This is a genomic window from Neobacillus sp. 19, from assembly GCF_049463095.1.
In the GTDB taxonomy this organism is placed as follows: domain Bacteria; phylum Bacillota; class Bacilli; order Bacillales; family Cytobacillaceae; genus Neobacillus.
This window is the reverse complement of record NZ_JBMPZU010000011.1, coordinates 39,668-61,861: the sequence shown is the minus strand read 5'-3', so window position 1 is coordinate 61,861 and position 22,194 is coordinate 39,668. Positions and strand designations below refer to the sequence as shown.

General features: G+C 34.6%; 22 protein-coding genes and 1 riboswitch. Of the genes, 7 read left to right on the top strand and 15 right to left on the bottom strand.

The features are described 5' to 3' along the window. Positions 1-86: 86 nt before the first annotated feature. Positions 87-1,004: a hypothetical protein gene (locus ACO1D1_RS02485; RefSeq protein ID WP_423334803.1), complete on the bottom strand. Its 918-nt coding sequence runs from the start codon at positions 1,002-1,004 to the stop codon at positions 87-89. 717 nt (positions 1,005-1,721) lie between these two features. Between ACO1D1_RS02485 and ACO1D1_RS02480 the strand changes: the two genes are divergently transcribed. Both ACO1D1_RS02480 and ACO1D1_RS02475 read left to right on the top strand, forming a co-directional pair. Continuing rightward, complete coding sequence (locus ACO1D1_RS02480) at positions 1,722-1,946, top strand: helix-turn-helix domain-containing protein (RefSeq protein ID WP_423334802.1); 225 nt, start codon at positions 1,722-1,724, stop codon at positions 1,944-1,946. A gap of 652 nt (positions 1,947-2,598) precedes the next feature. Next, positions 2,599-3,234: a competence protein ComK gene (locus ACO1D1_RS02475; RefSeq protein WP_423334801.1), complete on the top strand. Its 636-nt coding sequence runs from the start codon at positions 2,599-2,601 to the stop codon at positions 3,232-3,234. A gap of 815 nt (positions 3,235-4,049) precedes the next feature. Here the strand turns inward: ACO1D1_RS02475 and ACO1D1_RS02470 are convergent. Beyond that, positions 4,050-4,460: a hypothetical protein gene (locus ACO1D1_RS02470; RefSeq protein WP_423334800.1), complete on the bottom strand. Its 411-nt coding sequence runs from the start codon at positions 4,458-4,460 to the stop codon at positions 4,050-4,052. A gap of 108 nt (positions 4,461-4,568) precedes the next feature. Continuing rightward, on the bottom strand, positions 4,569-4,916 hold the full coding sequence (locus ACO1D1_RS02465) for a hypothetical protein (RefSeq protein WP_423334799.1): 348 nt from the start codon (positions 4,914-4,916) through the stop codon (positions 4,569-4,571). Between the two features lie 330 nt (positions 4,917-5,246). Here ACO1D1_RS02465 and ACO1D1_RS02460 point away from each other — a divergent pair, with 330 nt between their 5' ends. Next, positions 5,247-6,005, top strand: coding sequence for a hypothetical protein (locus ACO1D1_RS02460; protein WP_423334798.1), 759 nt, complete (start codon positions 5,247-5,249; stop codon positions 6,003-6,005). 54 nt (positions 6,006-6,059) lie between these two features. Here ACO1D1_RS02460 and ACO1D1_RS02455 read toward each other — a convergent pair whose 3' ends face one another. The 5 genes from ACO1D1_RS02455 to ACO1D1_RS02435 all read right to left on the bottom strand — a co-directional run bounded on the left by ACO1D1_RS02455 (position 6,060) and on the right by ACO1D1_RS02435 (position 9,944). Beyond that, a complete protein-coding gene (locus ACO1D1_RS02455; protein ID WP_423334797.1) occupies positions 6,060-6,272 on the bottom strand; it encodes a hypothetical protein in 213 nt (70 codons plus the stop codon). Between the two features lie 203 nt (positions 6,273-6,475). Then, positions 6,476-6,559: riboswitch (cyclic di-GMP riboswitch) on the top strand. Positions 6,560-6,922: 363 nt separating this feature from the next. Next, positions 6,923-7,066 (bottom strand): hypothetical protein, encoded by a 144-nt coding sequence (locus ACO1D1_RS02450; protein ID WP_190284760.1) that lies wholly within the window; start codon positions 7,064-7,066, stop codon positions 6,923-6,925. A gap of 105 nt (positions 7,067-7,171) precedes the next feature. Continuing rightward, entirely contained in the window at positions 7,172-7,669 is a 498-nt protein-coding gene (locus ACO1D1_RS02445; protein ID WP_423334796.1) for a DUF7686 domain-containing protein, read from the bottom strand. 194 nt (positions 7,670-7,863) lie between these two features. Then, positions 7,864-8,409 (bottom strand): REP-associated tyrosine transposase, encoded by a 546-nt coding sequence (locus tag ACO1D1_RS02440; protein ID WP_423334795.1) that lies wholly within the window; start codon positions 8,407-8,409, stop codon positions 7,864-7,866. Beyond that, on the bottom strand, positions 8,409-9,944 hold the full coding sequence (locus ACO1D1_RS02435; protein WP_423334794.1) for a YifB family Mg chelatase-like AAA ATPase: 1,536 nt from the start codon (positions 9,942-9,944) through the stop codon (positions 8,409-8,411). The genes ACO1D1_RS02440 and ACO1D1_RS02435 overlap by 1 nt, the downstream gene beginning before the upstream one ends. A gap of 1,393 nt (positions 9,945-11,337) precedes the next feature. Here ACO1D1_RS02435 and ACO1D1_RS02430 point away from each other — a divergent pair. After that, positions 11,338-12,000: a helix-turn-helix domain-containing protein gene (locus ACO1D1_RS02430; protein ID WP_423334793.1), complete on the top strand. Its 663-nt coding sequence runs from the start codon at positions 11,338-11,340 to the stop codon at positions 11,998-12,000. Positions 12,001-12,235: 235 nt separating this feature from the next. Here the strand turns inward: ACO1D1_RS02430 and ACO1D1_RS02425 are convergent, their stop codons facing one another. Both ACO1D1_RS02425 and ACO1D1_RS02420 read right to left on the bottom strand, forming a co-directional pair. Then, entirely contained in the window at positions 12,236-12,385 is a 150-nt protein-coding gene (locus tag ACO1D1_RS02425) for a hypothetical protein (protein ID WP_423334792.1), read from the bottom strand. Between the two features lie 649 nt (positions 12,386-13,034). Then, a complete protein-coding gene (locus tag ACO1D1_RS02420) occupies positions 13,035-13,196 on the bottom strand; it encodes a hypothetical protein (RefSeq protein WP_423334791.1) in 162 nt (53 codons plus the stop codon). A 1,047-nt stretch (positions 13,197-14,243) separates the two neighbouring features. On the opposite strand from ACO1D1_RS02420, the gene ACO1D1_RS02415 reads away from it, so the two are divergent. The 3 genes from ACO1D1_RS02415 (at position 14,244) to ACO1D1_RS02405 (ending at position 15,914) form a co-directional block, all read left to right on the top strand. Next, positions 14,244-14,528, top strand: coding sequence for a hypothetical protein (locus ACO1D1_RS02415; protein ID WP_423334790.1), 285 nt, complete (start codon positions 14,244-14,246; stop codon positions 14,526-14,528). Positions 14,529-14,740: 212 nt separating this feature from the next. Then, complete coding sequence (locus tag ACO1D1_RS02410; protein ID WP_423334789.1) at positions 14,741-15,007, top strand: transposase; 267 nt, start codon at positions 14,741-14,743, stop codon at positions 15,005-15,007. Continuing rightward, positions 15,003-15,914: an IS3 family transposase gene (locus tag ACO1D1_RS02405; protein ID WP_423334883.1), complete on the top strand. Its 912-nt coding sequence runs from the start codon at positions 15,003-15,005 to the stop codon at positions 15,912-15,914. Before ACO1D1_RS02410 ends, ACO1D1_RS02405 begins: the two co-directional genes overlap by 5 nt. Before the next feature lie 118 nt (positions 15,915-16,032). On the opposite strand, the gene ACO1D1_RS02400 is transcribed toward ACO1D1_RS02405, so the two are convergent. The 5 genes from ACO1D1_RS02400 to ACO1D1_RS02380 form a co-directional block, all read right to left on the bottom strand. Next, positions 16,033-17,187 (bottom strand): hypothetical protein, encoded by a 1,155-nt coding sequence (locus ACO1D1_RS02400; RefSeq protein WP_423334788.1) that lies wholly within the window; start codon positions 17,185-17,187, stop codon positions 16,033-16,035. A 52-nt stretch (positions 17,188-17,239) separates the two neighbouring features. Next, complete coding sequence (locus tag ACO1D1_RS02395) at positions 17,240-18,748, bottom strand: oligosaccharide flippase family protein (RefSeq protein WP_423334787.1); 1,509 nt, start codon at positions 18,746-18,748, stop codon at positions 17,240-17,242. 29 nt (positions 18,749-18,777) lie between these two features. Further along, complete coding sequence (locus ACO1D1_RS02390) at positions 18,778-19,866, bottom strand: polysaccharide pyruvyl transferase family protein (protein ID WP_423334786.1); 1,089 nt, start codon at positions 19,864-19,866, stop codon at positions 18,778-18,780. A 223-nt stretch (positions 19,867-20,089) separates the two neighbouring features. Then, positions 20,090-21,106 (bottom strand): glycosyltransferase, encoded by a 1,017-nt coding sequence (locus ACO1D1_RS02385; protein WP_423334785.1) that lies wholly within the window; start codon positions 21,104-21,106, stop codon positions 20,090-20,092. A 12-nt stretch (positions 21,107-21,118) separates the two neighbouring features. Beyond that, positions 21,119-22,153, bottom strand: coding sequence for a glycosyltransferase (locus ACO1D1_RS02380; RefSeq protein ID WP_423334784.1), 1,035 nt, complete (start codon positions 22,151-22,153; stop codon positions 21,119-21,121). Positions 22,154-22,194: the final 41 nt, after the last annotated feature.

Sequence of the window (22,194 nt, the reverse complement as noted above, 5' to 3'; positions counted from 1 at the left end):
TAACTAATGATATGCGGGTTTGAAATTCAATATTACAAAAAGTTAGAATGGAAAATTTACTACTGGTTTCACATTTACACAACAAATTATAGATACACAATCCGTCCCCGTTCTTCATTACCTTGAAGCGTATGAACCTTCTTCGGACTTTCCCCGTGCAACCAATTCCATTCAAAGGTTTCTCCATTAACATTATGAAGAAATGGTTTATCATCAATTAGTCCTTCTGCACGCATTTCATTTAGTCTGCCATCATAATACACATAGAACTTCTCTTTTAAGATCCCGTAAAAGTAGGCAATGGGCTTTCTAACAACGTTTGTAAGTTTTAGTTTTCGAATTAATTGCCGGAACGCATCGATGGCGATTGGAACAATGACATCCGTTTCTTGGTGCAGTTTATAATCAAACGCAAGAATATGAACCATACGCCAATAGTCTTCGATTAATTTAGCATCGTCGAAGAAACATGTAACAAATTCTGCAAAAGGCTTTGGTACACGGTCGCTCACAAAGGTATGGTCCAATGGAGACGGTTCCTCTATACGTTTTTTTATCTTTTGATCTTTTTCAGTTTTTAAAAGATTAATAGTTTCTATTGGGTGGTTCATTGTTTGTTGTTTAGGTAGTTCATTTACCGGAAAACGATTGAACACATAGAGATTACTTGATTGGGAGCCGTTTGTGCGCTCCGTTTCATAGACCGTGAAAATCCCTACATCCTTCGCCTTCAGAATCATCCGTTTAAATGTCGAACGAGAAATGCCATTATTCCTGTACTCTTGATGGATCACTTTTAACATCGTGCCTATCTTCGCATTGCACACCCCAGGGATTTTCGCAGCAAAACGAACCAGCCGCTTTAAGCCGACTAGCTCCCCCTTTGAAAAATCCTTCTTATGATCCAGCAGCCACCATTCCATATGTTGATTAAACTCTTGTAAACTCTCAAATTGGGAAAACTGTTCAAAGCCCTCTATCTTGCCTGATTTCAAATTCATCATCTTAAGCCACCCTTTCACCGCTATGTTTCCGTTTCCGGCACCTCTACGATAGTGGGTTTGAGAGAAAGAATCGAACTCGTCAATTTTACATTTGAGGGCGTTTTTGACCCTTAAAACATCAAAAATGCCTCCAAAATTCAATTTTGGAGGCATTTTTCGCATTTTATGATAGTTTCTTATTGAATTACGGCAAATATAAAATTTTCTTCTTTAAGCGACATCCATTCGACCTAATTCCTTATATGCTATACTATTCAAACATTTGTTTGAAACAACAGCAAAGTATGAATCTATAAGTATTTTCTCAGCTAATGCGAAAAGAATATTGTCGAGATACATAAATGAAATGTACAGATAACCCCCCATAAACTTGCACATTTTAACTAGTTTCACGTGATCATACATAATTCTATCTATTCCCCATCGTTCCGCTATTACTTAAACATTTGATTGAAATGAACCTTATCCCGCTCCAATCATGAACTTTCCTTCCAACAGCCAAAAAATAATGGCGAAATCTGCACTCTGATTAATAAAAATTGGCTTTACTAATCCCCCCCTTTTGACAACATTTAGTCCAAACGATCACTATTCCAGAAGAGTTTTATCTTTTCAACATAATCAACCAAAAATGAGACGCTTAAGCGTCCCACCTCAGTTATTTCTATATGATAGCTTTTCATTAGAGATGATTTGAAATGAGGTGATTCGGGCGCTATGGGAACTAAGGTTAAGGTAATGCTTCATGAATTAATTGAAGAGCATAATATATCAATGAGGGAATTATCCCGCCTAGCAGATGTACGTCCCGAAGCACTGAATGAGTTGGGGAACCAACAAAGGAAAAATATTAATTTTAACCATATCGAGCGGATTGCCGAAGCACTAAATATAAAAGATATGCGAAAGATTATTACCCTAGTGGAGACGAATGAAGAATAAACATCGTCAACCGTTCTCAGACCATCCTTTTTGCAATATATACATATTCCAATACATGCACCAATCAACACGTATATGGGGTCCAGCTCTTTAAGATCGAACTCCTCAGATTTCATACATATTTCAGCCACCGTAGAATAAAGTTGAATAATCCAATACATACAAAAAACTTCTTAGATTAGCCTCTTCTTGACTCTTTATTTGTTCATAATTTCACAATATTATACTAGCCATCCCAAAACTAAATTTCAGTGAATAATATTTGATGAAAGTAATCGAAAGCTGTCATATATTTGTCACGAACTGTCTTGAATTTTAGCGATTTTCTTACTTTATCCTTCATATATAGGCCAAAAGTATTGTATAATAATATTAGAGGGTAATAATACCATATTTAATAATATTTTACATATACAGATAGTATTAATGTACCAGCCATAATAACAGTTCCGTAACCATCACTAAGTGTACACACCCTATGCTGCAATAAACCTTCCGATAACATCATGATGATCTCGCGAAATGATTTGAAACCGCTTTAATAGGAAGTGGCTTTTATCTTCTTGGTAGCAGCTTATTTCTTTTAAAAATAATATCTAACTCAAGGAGTGAGCAGGGAATGTTGAGAAAAGTTTAAAGATCCACCCAAAGAATGGCGTATCCTAATTTTAGAACGTATGGCTGCATGGGGTTACACGTTTCCAAACAACTTGTATTACTGGAAGATCGTAACCTAAAACCGTTAAAGGGAGATGAATCAATGATTAGCGTAGAAAAGTACATCATTAATAAGGATTTTATGTATATGGTTGGACAGCATGATCGGAACGGAAAGCTTTGTACCATCGTAACGGAAATAAACAGAGTGATTATTGTAGACAGGTCCCCTTTAGAAATTCTCGATGATAGTATCAGATGTATTGGTTTTAATTTAAGTGGAGCAATGGAAACCTCCAAAATGCTGCTTTGCGATAAACATATGTGCCCTGTAATGGTTAATCCTATACATATGATTTGTGTTTTTCCAAATAAATCTGCAAAGCGTCCAGACGCCATCTGGTTTAATCCGGATCTTATTTTAAGAACAAGTATATTAAATCGAAAAGCCCGAATAGAGTTTAAGAATGGTTTAATTATTATTGTTCCTTCGAATCTTTATTCGTTCAACCATAAACTGCAAACCGCCGAACAATTTAAGAAAATAATGACCGATGAAGAAAAAAAGCCGCTAACATTTACGAAAAGTCCAAAGAAAGGTCATAGGAAAGGGCCAAAGAAACGCGCATAATGGATTATATGCTGCCGATAAATTCAGTTCGTAAGGAGAAAGTTTGCAAAAGCAATTATATCTATTAATTTTTAAAAGAGTCGGCCTAAACTAAAATAGTGGCATCATTCACGATTACCCCTAAGAATCTAGATAAAACACCTATTGATGAAAAGGATTCAAAGCATTGGCGTTTGCCGATGCTTTTACATTTCTATTGAAATATCTTCATTTATTCCGCAATCAGACACGCCTCGACCTTTCTCCTCCAATTCCGCTATCAAACAAACGTTTAATTAAAACGGCTACAAACCTAGATAGATACACCTTTCTTTAGCTAAAACGGTAAAAAAATTGCTGAATGGTGTAATAAAAATAAGGTACGGAATAGATTTGAATCCTTATTTTCACGAATCGACATCCTTTCGACCAAATTCCGTATATGCTATCTTATGCAAACATTTGATTGAAACAGCAGCTAAATAGCAATCTATTAGGATTTCCCCTGCAAAATCGATAAGGAAATTGTCGAGAATTGCCAGGGAAATTTACAGATAATGGCCCAAATATTTGTACAATTTGACTTACTTCACGCGAACCTTCATGATTCTATCATTTCCCCATATTTCCGCCACCAATCAAATGTTTAATTGAAAGTAACCTCAGTGTGCTTCAATAAAGGATTCTTCTGGGTAAATGTCTAAAAAGAATGTTGAAACCTGTACCAAAAAACTTAAAAAAGTTGAGAGCCTGTAGTTTATTTTAGTTAACTTGTTAAAGGCTGGGCCGAAAAAATTAAGGTGCAGCCTCCAGAAAGGCTACACCTAGTATGATTATTAAATTACAACCTCAAGAATGTTTAAACCGCTCTTTAAATAATTAGCCAATGGCATTTTTTCAGTCATTTGATTTACTCCAATTTCTTTACTCTTCCAACCGCCTTTCCCAATGTACTCAAAATAGTCGTTATATATTTCAAAAGGAGAAAGGGATTTATCGTAATCACGGTCCCGGCCAAGGTACATGATAGCCTTGAGCATTTTCACATCCTCCACACTTAAAGCCATCATGTAACTGTATAATGCGTCTTCTGCAGCTTGGATCTTTCTACCCGTGGGTGTTGCTTCAAATTCTCGTATTTCTTTCAGACTGCTACCCTCAAATCCTGATGAATCATGGAGGTTTTTCCAAGATTCCGCCAAATAAATGACATCCCTAATTATCTGTTCCTTACCTTTGAAAAGCATTTATTTCACTCCCTTTTATTAGACTACAAAATATTAACATTAACCTGCTATTTTTTATGAGTGACTGTTTATCCTCACAGGCTCCCTTGTAGACCATGTTTATTCCGCCTATCTACCATAAACCGCTAAAGCTGTTTTTTTACCATGTGAAATAACAGCTTTTACCGCTTTCTTGGCCCACTGTTTGGACAAATCATCGGTACCACCGGCCTTATAGTGGAAATTTCTGATCAGAAATTCCCCGAAATAACATCTTGCCTTGATTTTACCGCTATTAATTTGAGCCTCTAATGCAGCATCAATCACTTTACAGGCTTTGTACTTTAACACCCCGTCATAATCCAATAGCCAGTGTTCGTTTGAGACATCACAATCCATAATTGCTTGGACAACACCATTAATATAATCCCGTTCCCCTTTTTGCAGAATCATCGTTTTAGCCATCATTTTAGCCATTGAAAAACCACCTTTATTGAAATACTTCATTTATTCTTTAAAGGCCAGCTCTTTCTCCTCTATTTTTACAGGAATGTTAAAAAGTGTTCATAATTTGCAGCAGAAATTGTCACAAGTTAGTATCATTAGGAAACGGAACGAGTTAGGGGGTGCTTAGCTCTTTTTATGATCAGATTTTACATGAGTTAGCGTGATGACAAAAATTTAGTCTTATATCAAATAAACATATTATGAATCCCTTTGAAATGGTAATATAGTATCATCTGTATGATATTCCCATAGTTGTTTGAAGAATATTACTACAAGTAATTTTTAATAAAGGTGTAAAATATGAGTGATGATTTCAAAAGAAAGCTGCCCACTAATAACCCGGGTAAGTTGAAGGCATTTTCTGTATCTACTAGAAAAGTAGACGATAAAAATACCGTTGCAAAAGAAAGACCTAAAAAGAAAAGAATTAGTTTAGATAGTAGATTGGGGCTCTGGAGTTACACGATTACAGTATTGAGTTTTGGTTTCGCTCTCGGGTTTCCTATTGGAAGTAATAGCACGCCATCAGATTCCGAATTAATCAATCAGGTAAGTTATTATAAAAAAGAAAATCTCAAGTATAAGAGTGAAAATGAAATCCTTAACGACCAAATAAAACTTAGCAAAAAGGCAAACGATGAGGTAAATGTGAAATTAAAGAATAGTGATTCTGAAAATGCAACATTGACCGAACAATTAAATATGGCTAAAAAGCAATTACAACAAAAGGAAGAGGAACTTCAAATAAAAAATAGCAACAATAAAGGCACTTCTTTGGAAAGTCCATCTTCAACCGCTCCAACCTATCAAGAAAGCGAAATCGCATTGAATCAAACAGTGAATTACTTGAATAATGAAGTCTATGTTTCAGTTAGTTATATTGGGCTAAACACGGCAGACATAACAGTTGGATCAACCGGCTATGATTCTGATAAAAGAAAAAGTTATTCGACAGGTGACCAATTCGTCTATCAAGCAGCCAGTAAATACGAGATACGAATTACTAATATTAATTCTCGTGAAGATAAAATCAAGGTTCAGGTATCAAAAGTAAAATAAAGAGTATATCGTACAAAATCGCTAACGCGACTTAATCCACGTCCCAAGTGAAGCTTATTCACTTGGGATATTCCTCGCTCGACATATAGTGCCATTACAAAAAGGACAGACCACTTCCACTTCTTCATTTTCTTCCAAATCAAAATGAAACTCTTCAACTACATATTCAGGAACCTCGTCCTCTTCACCACAATCGATACATTTAAAAATCAACATTTTTATTTCCTCATTTAAACCAAATGGGTCATCCTTATCTAACGATTCCAATCAATCTTCCATAAAATCCACGTGGTGACAGGCACCCGAATTAAATAAACAGCTTTATTATTTCTATATATGTTGTTTTATTTTTAGAATCACAAATTCGAAATTGCCTTTAGAAGCACTCAAGGCATAAGCTAGGGGTTTGCCGCTGCTCTCGATAAAAAATTATCGAGCCGTGACAGACATCTGAAGTTTAATATATAATACTTTTTTAAAGGCAAACTCACTGAAAGGTGACGACGCAAAGCTATAGGGGCTTCTGTCATTGGACATGCCAGCCAGCTACCATCAAATGAAAAAGGGGAATTTTTTGATGTCAAAAAGTATGTGGAACACACCTGAAGAGGTACTGAGAAAGAAGAAAATGAAAAAGAACCTACTTTATATTTCAATAATACTTGGCACAGTCATACTTAGTGTAGCAGTGACGGTACTCGCGAACTCAATATAGAATGGTGGTGACAGGTATCTTATTGACAGTGAACCGAAATTCACTGGCCCCAGTCATGGCATTCTACAGATAACTGATTGTGGAGTTATCCCTTTTAATTTGGAATATTTTTGTTTATAATGGATATATAATAAAGAGAGAAGAGCTGCTAACTCTTCTCTCTTGCAACCTCTACCGTCAGGGTGATGGTTGTCATAGTTAGTTATTTGCGAGAACCACCCTTTTGCTTACGACGGCGTAGGGCGGTTTTCTTGTTTTCTAGAATGTTTTTCCGAAAGATAAAAGCAGCGGTTTCCCGCATGACTCCTTTCAGAATTTCTCGTAGCATTTCAAGAAATGTTTCCATGATTATCACCTCCTCCCCGAAAAGGAAAGAAGAGCGACAACCAACCACCCTAACAATATTCAGTTGCAACCCTATTCTATCATTTTCCGCAAATATAAAAACCTATCAATCTTCGACAAAATTCGGGTGGTGACAGGCACCGGTATTAATCACAAGTGGGGTGCCTTCGGAAGATGCATCATACTCTATAAGACCTTTGAGTTGATCATTAATAACAGTATTGTATTCTTGGCCATTAGGGAAAACGCCGGTTTCAACCTGTTGCTCTCTGATACCTTTTCTTACCTTTTCCATTAATTTGCTAAGAAGTTCTTGTTGGTTACTTTTTAATTCACCATGGACAGCAAATTTGTAACCAAATTCTATGTTTTCTACTGCTTCTAAATATATTCCAATTGGATTTACTCGGCGTTCCACATAAAAGGTTCGACTAACGCCTTGACCGTCTTTCATTGCAAAAGATTCAAGCAGCTGATCCAAATCAACTTCAAGTTCCTCAGCCATAAGTTGGTTATAGCAATTCGTACATAGATGCATACTAGTCGCCTCCATTTTGAGATGAACTTTTGCTTCATTTCTTTCACAGCGTTCACACCAATTCATACAGTCACCTACATTTTTTCTTTTTATTTTATCATGACTGTTGACTTCTTTCCTAGACCATAGACACAGTCTGGATGAGAAGTTACCGTTTTTTCGATTCTGTCAATTTTTCCATTTAATTGTGTAACTCAATTATTATTCCCCACTGCTAAGACCTCACGCTTTACTGTTCTAAAAGCGGTGTCTAGGCATCCTCAAACAAATAAACTCTGACAATATTTCTCTCTTTTTTGAGCCAGTGTTCCCTCGTAATAATCCAGCAAGCTACTGATATTCATAAAACAAGGCAGTACGGAAGGTACGTACTTATATAAATAAAAGCTGCTCCATGGATAATGTTCGGGCTTCCGTGTCATTTTTGCCTCTATAGGATTTAAATGAATATAACGGCTAACCTCAAGCATTCCCTGTTTATCTTCAATAATTTTGTCGTAATAGCGTTTTTCAAACACATGACCGGTTAACCGGTATTTGGTATTATAGTAATTCGCGAACCGTTTATTAACCTGTGACATAAGCTTTGATAACGGATACTCCTCTGATTTCATTTGCAGATGATAATGATTGTTCATTAAACAATACGAGGCCATTTCAAAAGGGTACTTTTCATGAAGTTGATGGAGGATATGAAGAAACGCTTGAAAATCACTGGCGTTACGAAAAAGCGGGTCACGGCGATTGCCTCTGCAAACGATATGATAATAACAGTCGGGAACCCATACTCTTTTTGGACGTGACATTAGGTTTCCCTCGCCATCGTTTGTTGTTTATGCATTCCCCAGCGTCTTAAGGTCATCGCTTCCCAAATCGCATGATCAGTTATCATGTTTTCACTAGCCAGGTCTGAGATCGTTCTAGCCAGTCGAATAATTTTAATTTGGACGCGATTACTCCAATTTTGTTTTGCAGCAAGATTGTTTAGCATTTTTCTCTGATCACTCATTAAGGGGCTGACCTCTGTCATGATTTCAAAGGGCACTTTTGCATTTGTATATTCCGCTCTGTAACGTTGATACTGTAACTGCCTTGCAGTTTCCACACGATTTCTTATTTCCTCTGAGCTTTCTGACTGTTTCGATGGTTGGTCCAAATTAACCGACTTTAAGGATAACAAAATATCAAGTCGGTCGTAGACTGGTCCTGATAAACGATTTCGGTAAGTGTGAATTTGTTTTTGTGAACAGGTGCAATACTGACGATTAGAACTAAGATATCCACAAGGGCATGGGTTCATTGCCCCAATCAAGATAAAGGATGATGGATAGGTTATCGTTGAATGTGCTCTACTAATCGTTACTTTGCCTGATTCAAGGGGTTGCCTGAGCATATCAAGTGTCTTTTTTGTAAACTCAGCTATTTCATCTAAAAACAATACACCATGGTGTGCTAGTGATATTTCTCCCGGTCGAGGAGTTGAACCGCCGCCAATGATGGCTACAGAAGATGCGGAATGGTGTGGATGTCGATATGGTACCATGTTGGTTGACATTCTATTTTCTCCAGCAAGCTGGTAAAGGCTGAGCACTTCTAACTGGGCTTGATTGGTAAGCGGGGGTAGAATGGATGGAAAGGTTTCAGCAAGCAAGCTTTTCCCACATCCCGGCGGACCGCTCATAAGTACATTATGTTCGCCGGCAGCGGCAATCTCTAAAGCTCGTTTTGCCTGTTCGTGCCCTATCACATGACAGAAATCCTTTTGCTGAGGGGCTGGAAGGTTGGAGATGCAATCCTCTCGGGTTAATCTGGGATGCAGTAATAGACTTTCTTGTCCTTCTAGATGTTGCACAACTTCCTCAATATGGTGCACCACAATGCACTCTACCCCTTGCAGCATATGAATCGGTACTTGTGAATCATAGGGAAAATACACCTTCTTTATCCCCAGCGACTTTGCCGAAACCAATGCCGGAAGCATTCCCTCGGCTTTTACTACCTCACCATCAAGGGATAAGGCACCAATAAAGGCAATGTCCAAAGGTATTTCCGCCTTGATTACATTGAGTTCCTTTAAAGCAGCAATCGCTATCGCCAAATCAAACAGCGGTCCATTTTTCTTCTGTTCCGCCGGTGACAAATTAACCACCACCTTTTGATCCGTTACATCCATATCAAAATGGCTAATTGCAGCAACAACTCTCTCCTTTGATTCTTTTACAGAAGCATCCGGCAGGCCAACAATCACCATTGATTCTGTGCCTTGTCGAATCCTCACCTCCACTTGTACACGATAACCTTCCATCCCTTTCAAACCGATACTTGTTACCTTTTTTGTCATAAAACAACCTCCAAAATAGCCTTATGAAACACCATTTATTTTGACTTTATCTAGGTTGCAAGAAATATAATGGGAATAAAAATAAAATGAGGGGGAAAAAACAGTTTAAATAGAAAGGATTAAAAGAAAGCTCAAAAAGGCTATTGCGAAATATTCACACCTCCATCTTATCACTTTCTATCAAAATGAAAACCCATCAACCTTCGACAAAATCCGAGTGATTTCGAGTGGTGACAGACACCCGAATTTTTATGCTACAATTCATTTGCTTCTCACCATGAATACTTTACTGTATAATGGATATATAATAAAAAAGAGAAGTGCGTCAACACTTCTCCTTGCAACCTCTACCGTCAGGGTGGTGGTTGTCAAAGTAGGTTATTTATGAGAACCACCCTTTTGCTTGTGACGGCGCGGGGCGGTTTTCTTGTTTCTAAGATGTTTTTCCGAAAGAAATAAGCGCTAACTTCACGCAAAATTCCTTTTAGAATTTCTCGCAATATTTCAAGAAAAGTTTCCAGATATATCACCCCCTTCCCTATTAAAGGAAAAGAAGATCAACAACCGGCCACCCTCACAATATTCAGTTGCAACTCTATTCTATCATTTTCTACAAATATAAAAACCTACCAATCTTCGACAAAATTTGGGTGGTGACAGTGGACCGATATTCACTCGGGCGGTGGCGGTGACAGGCACCGGGATTATGGAGTTTTCCCTTTTAAATCGGAATATTTTTGTTTATAATGGATATATAATAAAAAAGAGAAGTGCGTCAACACTTCTCCTTGCAACCTCTACCGTCAGGGTGGTGGTTGTCAAAGTAGGTTATTTATGAGAACCACCCTTTTGCTTGTGACGGCGCGGGGCGGTTTTCTTGTTTTCTAGAACGTTTTTTCGATAGAAATATGCGCTTGTTTCACGCAGAATCCCTTTCAGCACTTCTCGAAGAATTACAAGAAAAGTTTCCAGGAGTATCACCTCCCTCCCTAATAAAGGAAAAGAAGATCGACAACCCGGCCACCCTCACAATATTCAGTTGCAACTCTATTCTATCATTTTCTATCTATCTAAAAACCTATCAATCTTCGACAAAATTCGGGTGGTGACAGGCACCAGAATTTTGGGTGGGTTTCAAATGCTGGGTCCCTTTCCCAAAGGAACTAAAAGAAAAGCTTTTAGAGATATACGGGGAGGAACCTCATCCTTATAGCTGGACTGATCAAGATATTTATGAAGGATCTAGAAAGATAATCTTCGATTACTTCAGTAACCACTCTCAGTAATTAATCAACACTAAAAGCCCTACAAGATGCCTAGATGGTTAATCTGTAGGGGTTTTCTATTCATTGGTAAGTGTGTTGGCGTAGCCTGGTAAATTCCTTGGCGAACAGTGGTAAAAAAGATGGCAAGGGTGGTAAAATCTCTTGGCTGTAATCACTGTGACAGGCACCGCAAATTCCAAGATCACTTTAGAAAAGCAAAACAAACACTCAGAAGCATCGGAACTCTTTCAATTGATTTTGAGAACTATTTAAGATTATCAAAGGTTGAGCCAGCCTTTTATGACTTTAAGCAGGGATTTTATACACTAGCAATAGAAAGACAACTTGATGAGAACAGTTTTGAAAAGATCACTCATAATATTGCTGCCCTGGCAAACTTAGGTAAGAATAGAGTAGGATGGTTATTCATAGGTGTGACCGATCGTGAAGAACATACCCAAAGAATTGAAAAATTAGATAATATCACTGCTTCAAGGATTGGAGATTTCGGTATAGTAGGTTTAGAAAGAGAAGCCAAATTAAAAAATGTAAGCTTAGACCAATATATATCTTTTATAGCAGATAAAATAAGTAACTCACCCCTCCCTGATAATCTAAAATCAAATATTGTTTCAAAGATGCATTATAAAGGCAATTCTGTCTTGGTTTTAGAAATTAAATGTGGCGATGATCCTTGCTGGTACGGGCCTGATATGTATGTTCGAGCTGGTGGTCATTGCAAAAAAATTACTGGTCAAGAAGTAGGGCAAGTTTTTGCGAGATTTAAATAGAAACAAGCACAGTGTTCCAGAAGTGGCGGTCTTATCACATCGCCTTTATTTTCTTGGGCCGCCGTATTTTATTTGCGGCAATCATTTTCACTAAATGACTGACTCTCCTTATCTATTACTAATAAAATCCTTCGACAAAAATCGGGCGGCATCAAAAGGAAAAAGAGCGACAACCAACCTCCCTAACAACATTCAGCAGCAACTCCGACCTATCATCTTCTATAAATATAAAAACCTACCAATCTTCGACAAAATCCGGGTGGTGACAGGCACCAGAATTTTTGGGATAACTCAGGACTTCCCTTTCGATTTTGGTGAGGTTCACTTCATAATGCATACTTTTCGTAAAGTCAATTTCCTCAAAATCAAACAGTTCCTCAGACATTTGCAGCATCCTTTCGCTTAAAACTTGTATTTTAATTCAACTTCATTCTAGCATATATTCTGGGCTTCCATTGAAAAAGAATGGAATATTCATCCATTCTATATTCAACTAACCTGCTACCGTTTGTGTAGCATGGATAACTTCGCAAATGTGTATAATATTATATTGTATTCATTTATGTTAGCGCGGTAGGATTTTGAAAGATTTTTGAAAGTAAAATACGACAAATTTCTTGACAAACACCGCAACATGGCTGTAAGCATTAAAAGAACAAGAGTTGTGAAATAACTACAAATCTCGACAAAATACGGGCGGTGACAGGCACCGGTATTATGACCCGAGATTAGGGTGTTGACAGCGGTTGACTAGCTGTCAATCCTTCGGGCCAATGTGGAACATATTCGTGAAACAAGATTATTCGGGGCGTGACAGGCACGGAAATCTAATGAAGGATCTAGGAAGATAATCTTCGATTACTTCAGTAACCACTCTAAGTAATTAATCAAAAATAAAACCACTATAAGATACCTATTTGGTTAATCTGTAGGGCATTTCTATCCATTGGTAAATGTGTTGGCGTAGACCGGTAAATTCCTTGGCAAACAGTGGTAAAAAGGATGGCAAGGGTGGTAAAATCTCTTGGCTGTAATCACCCATCAACCTTCGACAAAATCCGAGCTATTTCGGGTGGTGACAGGCACCCGAATTGTGAAATTTCGTTCTTCTCTACATCATCCTTTAATAATCCCAATAATTCCTCAAGCTTCATACGCTTGGCCTGTTGATCACTTGTTAAAATTACCCTACTCATTTAATTTCCCCCTCCACAAAAGATAATTTATGTGAATTTTACCACGAACATATATGTAAAAGAAAATTAATGAGTTGGGGGCTGACCCCGGAATTTCTCGAAAGGTTATTTTCAGCACTCCTATTTTTGGCTTTGAGGATAAAATAATTTCATATAGGAAAAAGGTGGGATAAACGAAGCGGCTTGACGCATATATTTTTAGTGGAGGAGATGATAATGAAAATTTTTAGCTTAATCTGGTGGTACTTTATTAGTTCTATTTGTACATATATTGGAATCAAGTGTCTTTCACGATTTAAGATTAAACAATTCTCAGAAATTGAATCTATATTAAAAAATTCCTTTCATTTATTAACAGCTGGTACTAATGAAAGTTACCTTTTGATTGCTGCCATTATAATTACAACTTTTGGCATTATACTATCAATCATTATTGGCATTCAAGTTACATCAATAATTCCTGAACAAACTCCGATTCTACGCCAGCTTGCTTTAACTTTAATTTGTCTATTACTTTTTGTTAATGCGGCCCTTTCATTTTATCTACTACTATTCTTATTACTTTATTTAATTATAATTGGAATTTTTATTTCAGGGTTATTTCTATATTTTAATATTTATTCGAATAACGGTACTGTATACGTTAGAGGACATTTTCGGAATGGTCGATCTGTAAGAAGTCACACAAGAAGAAAACCAAGACGTTTTTAGATAAAATCGTAATCAGGAAATAATTCTAGATGGTGTCACATATTTTATTACTCAAAGAAAAGCAACACTAGCAATATTAAGTAGTTTTACAGCATTGGTAGAGTTGTTTCATGCCTCAATCATCATAAAAATTCCTCTACCTTAATAAGCAGCGGCTTTATTATTTACAATTACTTTGATCTAGTTCGAGCTTGACTATACTGCTACTGCTTTACCGCTTTAAACTTTAGCCGAGTGGGGGTCTTACACCGAAATTCAGAAATTCATAAAATTATACATTAGTATTTTAAATATGTTATCTTTTACCTAGACATACAATGAAAGGGAGATGTAAAAATGGCACCATCGCATATTAAAAACGAAAAAATTTATAATGCGGGCATAATAATACAGGGACCAGCCGGTAAAGATCATACAAGGATCTACAGCGATTTAATCAGCAGAGCTATGCGGGAAGATAATAAAGTTGACCTGTTAGATTACTTAAAACGATTATTCACAGAAAAAAATTTGCCAATATCCCCCGCAGTTCAAGAAATAATAAAAAAGATTGAATCGGGTGCTACGATAAAAGACGTAGAAAAAGATTTACTCGACTTAAGCTTTGGATTGATTGCGTAATATTAAAGAGAATCGATTACTTGATAGTCGATTCTCTTTTTCTTTTATGTATAAGGCTCAATGTTCAGTTGCATCTCCTATCATTTTCTACCTATCTAAAAACCTATCAACCTTCGACAAAATCCGGGCGGTGACAGTGGTTGACCCCCTTATAATGGACATATAGTATAGATTAAAACACGACATATCTGCATCTTAGGGGGACAACTAGAATGGCCAAAAAACATACAAGTGTCGAAATTAAGATAGAAGCAATACAAAAGATTCTAGATGGAAAGAAATCAGTTATAGAAGTGGCAGACGATTTAGGCCTACACCGTGATACTGTAAACCGGTGGGTTAATTTATATAAAGAGAACGGCGAGGACGGGCTTAAGAATCCTAATTCACACCAATCACCTCAATCTAAAAATAATAGTCAAAAAGTGAAAGAGTTAGAGAAAAAACTAAAAGAAAAAGAATTGAGAATGAGATATTAAAAAAGTTCCAGGCCTTTCTCAAGGAGAACGAATAAGCAAGATATTTGAGGCTATTACGTACTTGAGGAAGGATTATTCAGTTCGCCTTCTTTGTTCTATCCTAGGAGTTTCTCCAAGTGGCTATTATGCCTATCTTAGAAGACCAAAAGCTCAGGTATCAGCTAAAGACCGTGAGTTACTGACCAAGATAAAAAGGGTCTACTCTCTTCACCAAGGCACCTACGGCGCAAAACGAATCAACAAGTATTTATCTGCCAAGGGAACGCTTGTTAACCAAAAAAAAGTAGCTCGCATCATGAGAGAATCAAATCTTAAAGCAACTGTACGACGTCCAAAGACTTCCAAAGAATCCAAAGGAAAGGCTGCTGGTTATGTCTATGAAAACCTCCTGAATCGGGACTTCGAAGCCACTCACCCAAATCAAAAATGGGTGACGGATATGACAGAGGTTTGGATAGAGGATAAGAAGTATTACATTTCAGCGTTAATGGATTTATTTAACCGTGAATTACTTGCTGTACAGGTTAGCTCCAGTCCCAACAAGGAGCTTATTAAAACTACAATTCAAGCTGCTCAAAAAGGAAGAAAATTAAAATCTTTAGAGGGCGTTATAATCCATAGTGATCAAGGAAGTGTTTACCGATCCTTCGAGCATAATAAACTAGCGAAGAAATTAAAGTTCACTCCCAGTATGTCCCGAAAGGCTAACTGTTGGGATAACGCCGTAATTGAGAGCTTCTTTTCTCAACTTAAAACAGAGTTTCCTTGCTTCTACGAGGTAAAACTTCCTTCCTTTGAGGAAGATTTAAAAAGATATCTTCGATATTACAATGAGAAACGAATCCAACAAAAACTTGGATTCATTTCTCCTAAAGATTACTATCATAATTACCAAAAATTAGCATAATGTCGTATTTTAATAATGTCTATAAATTGGGGGCTTGACCACAGGCACCAGTATTAAGTTGAGTTGGGTTGACCCCAAATTTCGTAAGTTGATAGTTAACCGTTTAATTCCATAGCTATTATTTTATAAAATCCCTTATTTTGAGATAGAAGGCAGCAAATTTGGAATAGATAGGTATTCTAAAATTTGTTTTTAAAATCTCATTGGAAATCTCCTGGTTAAATATATCTTTATCTCTATAAGCTATAATCTTTGCTATATATTTCTTTCTAACACTTTCATATGCCTCTATATTAAATAAGTGGGAGAATTTATCCAATTCCCCTATAATCTCCAATGTCAGAAGCGTTCTTGTACACTTAAAACATTTTCCACAATTGAAGCCATCATGTACACAAACGTTCAAATATTTATGCGAAGGAACATATTTTGCTACCATTCTGGTTTTCTCTACTCTAGTAGCAGTTGGACATGTTGAATAAAACTTTGAATTTTCAGTTGACAGCATACTCATATTAAAGATATCGTAATAAGCTGAGTCTTTATTACTTAATTTAAAGTGCTTTGCATGATATGATGAGGAATAGTAATATACCCCAAATAATTTTTGAAGAACTAATACAGCCGAAATACTTCTAAATGAATGTGTAGGTTGAAATTCCAATTGTAATATTTCACTAATATTACTATTCACACTAATAAATTCTTTACCTAATTCATCAGCACATTTTCTTGCCATGATCGCTCGTTCAAAAAAAAGATTCTCTGCCTCCTTTCCTCCAAAGTCTCGATGTGAACCCACATTAAATAAAGTAAAGTGAGTTATTTTAAACTTTTCTATATCTTCATTAACCATATTTTCATATACTGTGCTAAATGAATCAATACCACATGATAAGCCTGTTCCTACAGCATTCAAACTCTCCAAGTTCCCAGATACTAAATTATCGCATATGATGTTTATTGGCTTATAACCATAGACCTGCGAAATTAAGGGTATTACATATTTCTTTAACTGAAAAAATAGACTTTCTGAAACTGGTCCTAGTATCTGTATATCATGTTCGTTTTTAAGAGCATACAATAATAAACCAACTAGAAAGCCATCTAATCTTTCATAGGTAAGGTATTGTCCATATTTTGATTCTACCTCATACCATAGTACATCGATCGTTCCATTAATTTCGAATTCAGCTTGAATTCTAACTCCATTTTCACCAGAAAGAATATTAGGTTGGTAAATAGTTAGTAACTTATTATTTGGAATGGACATCAATTTTTCTCCCTTTTACTTATTAATACAAACAACTTAACATGTTACTAAATCAATTTAGTTTCAACTTCACCCATATAGAAGAAATAAAACTTTTTTCATATTTATTCATATTGAAAATATATATAGTAGTAAAGTAAAATCCTGAGTATAAAATCACCTTAACAATTAGACTGAAATATGACCCTGAGAAATCAATTAGATTGATAAATATCAATAATATCATTAAGATTAAAAATGATGGCACGAATCTTATTAATTGCAACCAAAGTTCAATCATATTAAGTTTTGCTTTTTTATGATAATATATTGTCATGATAATATTATTTCCAATTAAATAAGTTACACTAGTAGCTATAGCAGCCCCTAACCCACCATACTTTATTGACAATGGAATAGTTAATCCGATATTTATTAATGCTATAATTAATTGAGCAATAGACCGAAAATGATTAAGGTTCTTCGCTTGGACGACAGCAATAGCACTATTTTGAACTACCGCAAAAAGCAAACTAGTCATAATTATTAATGCAATATAATAAGAATTATTATAACCCTTACCAGCCCATAAAATAATTAGATCCTTTCCAATGTACAAAAATCCTCCATAAATAAAACAGCCTATTATAAATTGAAATCTACTTAATTTTATAAACTGATCCGATATAATTTTATCCGAGGCACCTGATGTAACTAATTTAGTAAATCTCGGCAACTGCAAACTACTTATTACACTAGTAAAAGTAATAAAAAACGTTGAAAAGGTTGCTCCAATTGAATAAATAGATACCTCTTTGGTACCTTGATTAATTCCTAGAATAATTTGATCCGTACTCCAATAAATCTTATCTACTATCAGAATCAGAAATGTATAAAAGGAAAAAACGGATATTTCCTTTAGTAATTTTGAATTCCAATTATTAAAATGAAATTTAATTTTTAATTTTTTAAAACAATACCATATATTAATAAGCAAACTAATAATATTTAATGAGGAAATAACAACTACCATTGCAATCGACCCATAACCGTTCATTAATAAAGGGAGCATAACACATGGATTTAAAATAATTCTAACAAGGGAAATAATTTTTATAAATATAAATTGTTCATAAGCCATCATAATTGATCCAAATATACCTAAAGGAAATGACAAAGATAAATTAATAACAGATATTATTATTAATATCTTAGCCTTTTCTATTTCTTCAGGAGAAAGTGAGTTTGAGAATATCGTGTTAAGATTTAAGATAATATATAAACCCAGTAGTAAGGTAATTAGTCCAATAAGAGTATACAGTATCAAATAAAAACCGTTTAAACTATATTCAGTTAATTTATCTTTTAAAACTTTATATTTTGCGGTATATCTAACAATTGTGTTTCCGAGGCCTAAATCTAATATAGATAGAACACCTGTAACAGATATTACTAAGGAATAAAGACCGAATTCAGATTGACCTAATAATCTCAACATAATTGGTGTATATAAAATTGTAATAATAATTTGAACAAACTGAGTGACATATGTTAAAAGAGTTCCCATTTTCATTTGATTCATAACGACTTCTTCCTTTTTCAATAAATACTTTAGTTTAATAGGTACTCATCTAACTTTTCAAAATGCTTCTCTGAATTTTTGACTTGATTAGAAACATCAATTAAATTTGTTTTCATACATTCAAAGACTTTCTCTGGTTGTAATGCTTCAATAGTATTAAAATCTGTGAATAGACCATTAAAGCCTACATCTCTCATAACATTAGTCATTTTGCTACTATAAACTATTGGAAATACAGGTTTATTAAATACCCACCCTAATATCATAGCATGAAACCTAGATGCAATAACAAAATTTGAAGCAGCAATAATATCTAATGTTTCGTCAATATTATATTTATATAAGTACTCATTTATTTTATTTTTATAATCACTTGGAATTAACTTCAGTATTGATTCTATTGCCTCTTCATCACCTTCTAATTCACAAAAGGACATAAGTGTTATACTATAGCCTTTTTCAATAAAATACATAGATATGTCCTTAATTTTTTTATAATAAATATCATCAAAATCCATCAGGTCTTTCCTCACTGATGGTTTGATAACTGATATAACAATATTTTTCCCAATAGTTTTTATATCTGGTTTCCTTAATTGGAAAACTATATCATCAGCAATTCTAACATTGCTTAAATCATTAAATAATTCAAATGAATACTGCTCTCTAAAACATATATCTGTATAACCTTGGAATAATTCCTTATATTTATTAAAATATTCCATATCTTTGTAAGGCCCAAAGTTTACTCCCAAAAGAAAAAAAGGTTTATTTTTAATTTGCATACTTTTTACATTTTTTATTCCACTTTCCCAATTTTCTCCTTGAATAAATAATGATCCGCCAATATAAACAGCTGCATCACAAGTTTTTGCTATAGCTTCACGGCTAAAGAGATACCCAATTTTTAAAATCCTCGATATATAGTTAATGGCTCTAAATGTTATTGATTCAATTGGAATTATACGTATATTTTTCACATTACTAAAATTATTTTTATATTTACCAGGAGCGTATAAAAAAAATCTTACATTAGGATACCTTTCACAAAGCATTTTTATAAAAAGATCATCACCTAAATTAAAGTGAGTATACGCATAAACCATTATTTTTTTCATATGAATAACCCTTTCTTTTAACTCCTAATTAGTTTATGATTATGTTTTTTAAAAATTTACCTTTCCCCACGAAGATCAAATCAATATCAAAGTGTTTTTTCCATTTCAAAAATACTGTATTTAGAGTGAAGAATATGTTCCAATTAGTTTAATTCAATTATAACTGGATTAAAATTCCAACCTATCTTTTACTGCCCTTATTTCTCTATATTGGATATTCCTTTTATTTCTTTCTTAATACCGTATAGTAGAAATAAATAAAAGGAATAAATTTATATTTCATCATGAAAACCTTAAGTCGATCCTTTAGGGGAATAGTTTTAACATTTACATCACTTAATGCTAAATTCAATTCCTTATTGTTGCAAATGTTTAAGATCTCTGACAAACTTTTAAAAACAGTATTTTTTGCCCTTGTTTCATTTATTATCGATTGTATTGCAAAATTTATAATGCACATCTTAAGCCTATCATCTATATCTTGGTTATAGTAATTCTTTTCAAAAAAGTTCTTATAGCTCAACCAAGAAGCATACAGATTATCAAATAAATTATTGGAATAAGCTTTTGTAGCTGATACATCGTTAATTAAATAATGATAAAATTTCCCCTCACAAATAGATAATTTATTACAGTGAAAAGTTGCTTCCATATTAAAAAGTGTATCCTCACCAATTGTTAAATCATGCGAAAATAATAAATTATGTTCCAATATTAGTTTTCTAGAAAAAATACATAACCAAACTGCAGATGGTATCCTATCTTGAATACTAAATGATTTTGTGGAAAATAGTCTTGAAATATATTGGCTTTCAAATACATCCCTATCATGAAAATTATCAATAATATCCTCGGCAATTTTGAAATTCCCATTGATTTGATAATATCCTTTGCATCTACACAAATCGGAGTTATTATCTTTTGCTGTCTTATACATTTCTTCAAACATTACAGGCTCAATCCAGTCATCTGGATCCACAAATCCTATATACTCTCCTCTGGCTACTTTTATTCCAGCATTTCTAGCAGACGATACTCCGCCATTTTCCTTATGAATTACTCTTATCCTTTTGTCAGTTTCCGCATAATCATCTGCAATTTTACCGCAATTATCAGGAGATCCGTCATCAACAATAATTATTTCAATATCCTTTAAGGATTGATTCTTTAAATTTTCAATACATTTTTTTATATGTTTTTCAACTTTGTACATTGGAACAATTACACTAATTTTAGTCATAGTTCGACATCCTTATGTTTCTTCACAATAGATTTTAGCCATTATACTTGCTGTGCTTCTTATATCAAACATTGATAGTTTTTTGTTATCAATACTACTTTTGTATGATTTTTTATCTATTGATTCGTTAATAACATTTGCCCAGTATTTTTCACCTTTATTCAAAGGATAATACATACACATACCTAAATCTGCCTCATTTGGTACCGCACTTGAAACAAAGCATGGCAAACCCATTGCCTGGGCTTCTATTAAGACAATACCCAACCCTTCATTTAATGAAGGGAGTACAAAAAAGTTCATAGCTGACATTACTTCGGGAATAAAACTGTCCTGAGGTAGAAATGAAATGTTCCTATCAATTCCCTTTATGTGAATCTCTTCTTTAATTTCCTTTTCTAATAAGCCATAGCCAATGATTGTTAGGTGGACATCACTACGTAATTTACATAATTCTGCAAACATCCTAATTAAGAATATTTGATTTTTCTCCTTCGAGAACCTACCTACATGAATAAAATTATATTTTTCTTCAGGTATAGAGTATTTTGTTTTTACGTAACCTTTTTTATATACATTTGAAAATTTTTCTAAATCTATTCCGTTTCTAATTACAGCAGTACGACTATCATTAAAGCAATTCTTACCAAAGTAAAATTCACATATCTTTTTTGAACAACCTAATTTATGTGTGGAAATAATGTCTGTACTTAATTTTTTGATATATCGAACTATAGAATTTAGAAGAGTTGGTTTATAGCTTTCTGGAATACCGTGATTATGGATAATCCTTACATTCACTCTATATAACTTTCCTATGAACAAGAATAACAGCCCAGTTCCTCCGGTTCCATGTACATGCAATGCTTGGTATTTATTTCCTCTTAAAATGTTTATATATAACATTAATAGTCTAATCTTTATTTTTATCCAAGAGAAATACTTCCATTTTGGTGTACTTGCCTTAACCCGATACAAATTACCAGAGCTGTTTAAAATTTCATTATCATAATATCCCCTTTCTGGACTAATTGTTAAAAAATCCATTTGTATCTTCTCCGGGGAATATTTCGATAGAGTTCCATAAT

What these genes read in the sequence shown, in the direction of transcription:
- ACO1D1_RS02450 (WP_190284760.1), bottom strand. Translation starts at nt 7,066, where the DNA reads ATGGAAACATTTCTTGAAATGCTACGAGAAATTCTGAAAGGAGTCATG.
- ACO1D1_RS02460 (WP_423334798.1), top strand. Translation starts at nt 5,247, where the DNA reads ATGAGTGATGATTTCAAAAGAAAGCTGCCCACTAATAACCCGGGTAAG.
- ACO1D1_RS02390 (WP_423334786.1), bottom strand. Translation starts at nt 19,866, where the DNA reads ATGAAAAAAATAATGGTTTATGCGTATACTCACTTTAATTTAGGTGAT.
- ACO1D1_RS02445 (WP_423334796.1), bottom strand. Translation starts at nt 7,669, where the DNA reads ATGAATTGGTGTGAACGCTGTGAAAGAAATGAAGCAAAAGTTCATCTC.
- ACO1D1_RS02480 (WP_423334802.1), top strand. Translation starts at nt 1,722, where the DNA reads ATGGGAACTAAGGTTAAGGTAATGCTTCATGAATTAATTGAAGAGCAT.
- ACO1D1_RS02380 (WP_423334784.1), bottom strand. Translation starts at nt 22,153, where the DNA reads ATGGATTTTTTAACAATTAGTCCAGAAAGGGGATATTATGATAATGAA.
- ACO1D1_RS02435 (WP_423334794.1), bottom strand. Translation starts at nt 9,944, where the DNA reads ATGACAAAAAAGGTAACAAGTATCGGTTTGAAAGGGATGGAAGGTTAT.
- ACO1D1_RS02400 (WP_423334788.1), bottom strand. Translation starts at nt 17,187, where the DNA reads ATGTCCATTCCAAATAATAAGTTACTAACTATTTACCAACCTAATATT.
- ACO1D1_RS02485 (WP_423334803.1), bottom strand. Translation starts at nt 1,004, where the DNA reads ATGATGAATTTGAAATCAGGCAAGATAGAGGGCTTTGAACAGTTTTCC.
- ACO1D1_RS02475 (WP_423334801.1), top strand. Translation starts at nt 2,599, where the DNA reads ATGGCGTATCCTAATTTTAGAACGTATGGCTGCATGGGGTTACACGTT.
- ACO1D1_RS02395 (WP_423334787.1), bottom strand. Translation starts at nt 18,748, where the DNA reads ATGAATCAAATGAAAATGGGAACTCTTTTAACATATGTCACTCAGTTT.
- ACO1D1_RS02420 (WP_423334791.1), bottom strand. Translation starts at nt 13,196, where the DNA reads ATGAGTAGGGTAATTTTAACAAGTGATCAACAGGCCAAGCGTATGAAG.
- ACO1D1_RS02470 (WP_423334800.1), bottom strand. Translation starts at nt 4,460, where the DNA reads ATGCTTTTCAAAGGTAAGGAACAGATAATTAGGGATGTCATTTATTTG.
- ACO1D1_RS02415 (WP_423334790.1), top strand. Translation starts at nt 14,244, where the DNA reads ATGGCACCATCGCATATTAAAAACGAAAAAATTTATAATGCGGGCATA.
- ACO1D1_RS02425 (WP_423334792.1), bottom strand. Translation starts at nt 12,385, where the DNA reads ATGTCTGAGGAACTGTTTGATTTTGAGGAAATTGACTTTACGAAAAGT.
- ACO1D1_RS02385 (WP_423334785.1), bottom strand. Translation starts at nt 21,106, where the DNA reads ATGACTAAAATTAGTGTAATTGTTCCAATGTACAAAGTTGAAAAACAT.
- ACO1D1_RS02410 (WP_423334789.1), top strand. Translation starts at nt 14,741, where the DNA reads ATGGCCAAAAAACATACAAGTGTCGAAATTAAGATAGAAGCAATACAA.
- ACO1D1_RS02465 (WP_423334799.1), bottom strand. Translation starts at nt 4,916, where the DNA reads ATGGCTAAAATGATGGCTAAAACGATGATTCTGCAAAAAGGGGAACGG.
- ACO1D1_RS02440 (WP_423334795.1), bottom strand. Translation starts at nt 8,409, where the DNA reads ATGTCACGTCCAAAAAGAGTATGGGTTCCCGACTGTTATTATCATATC.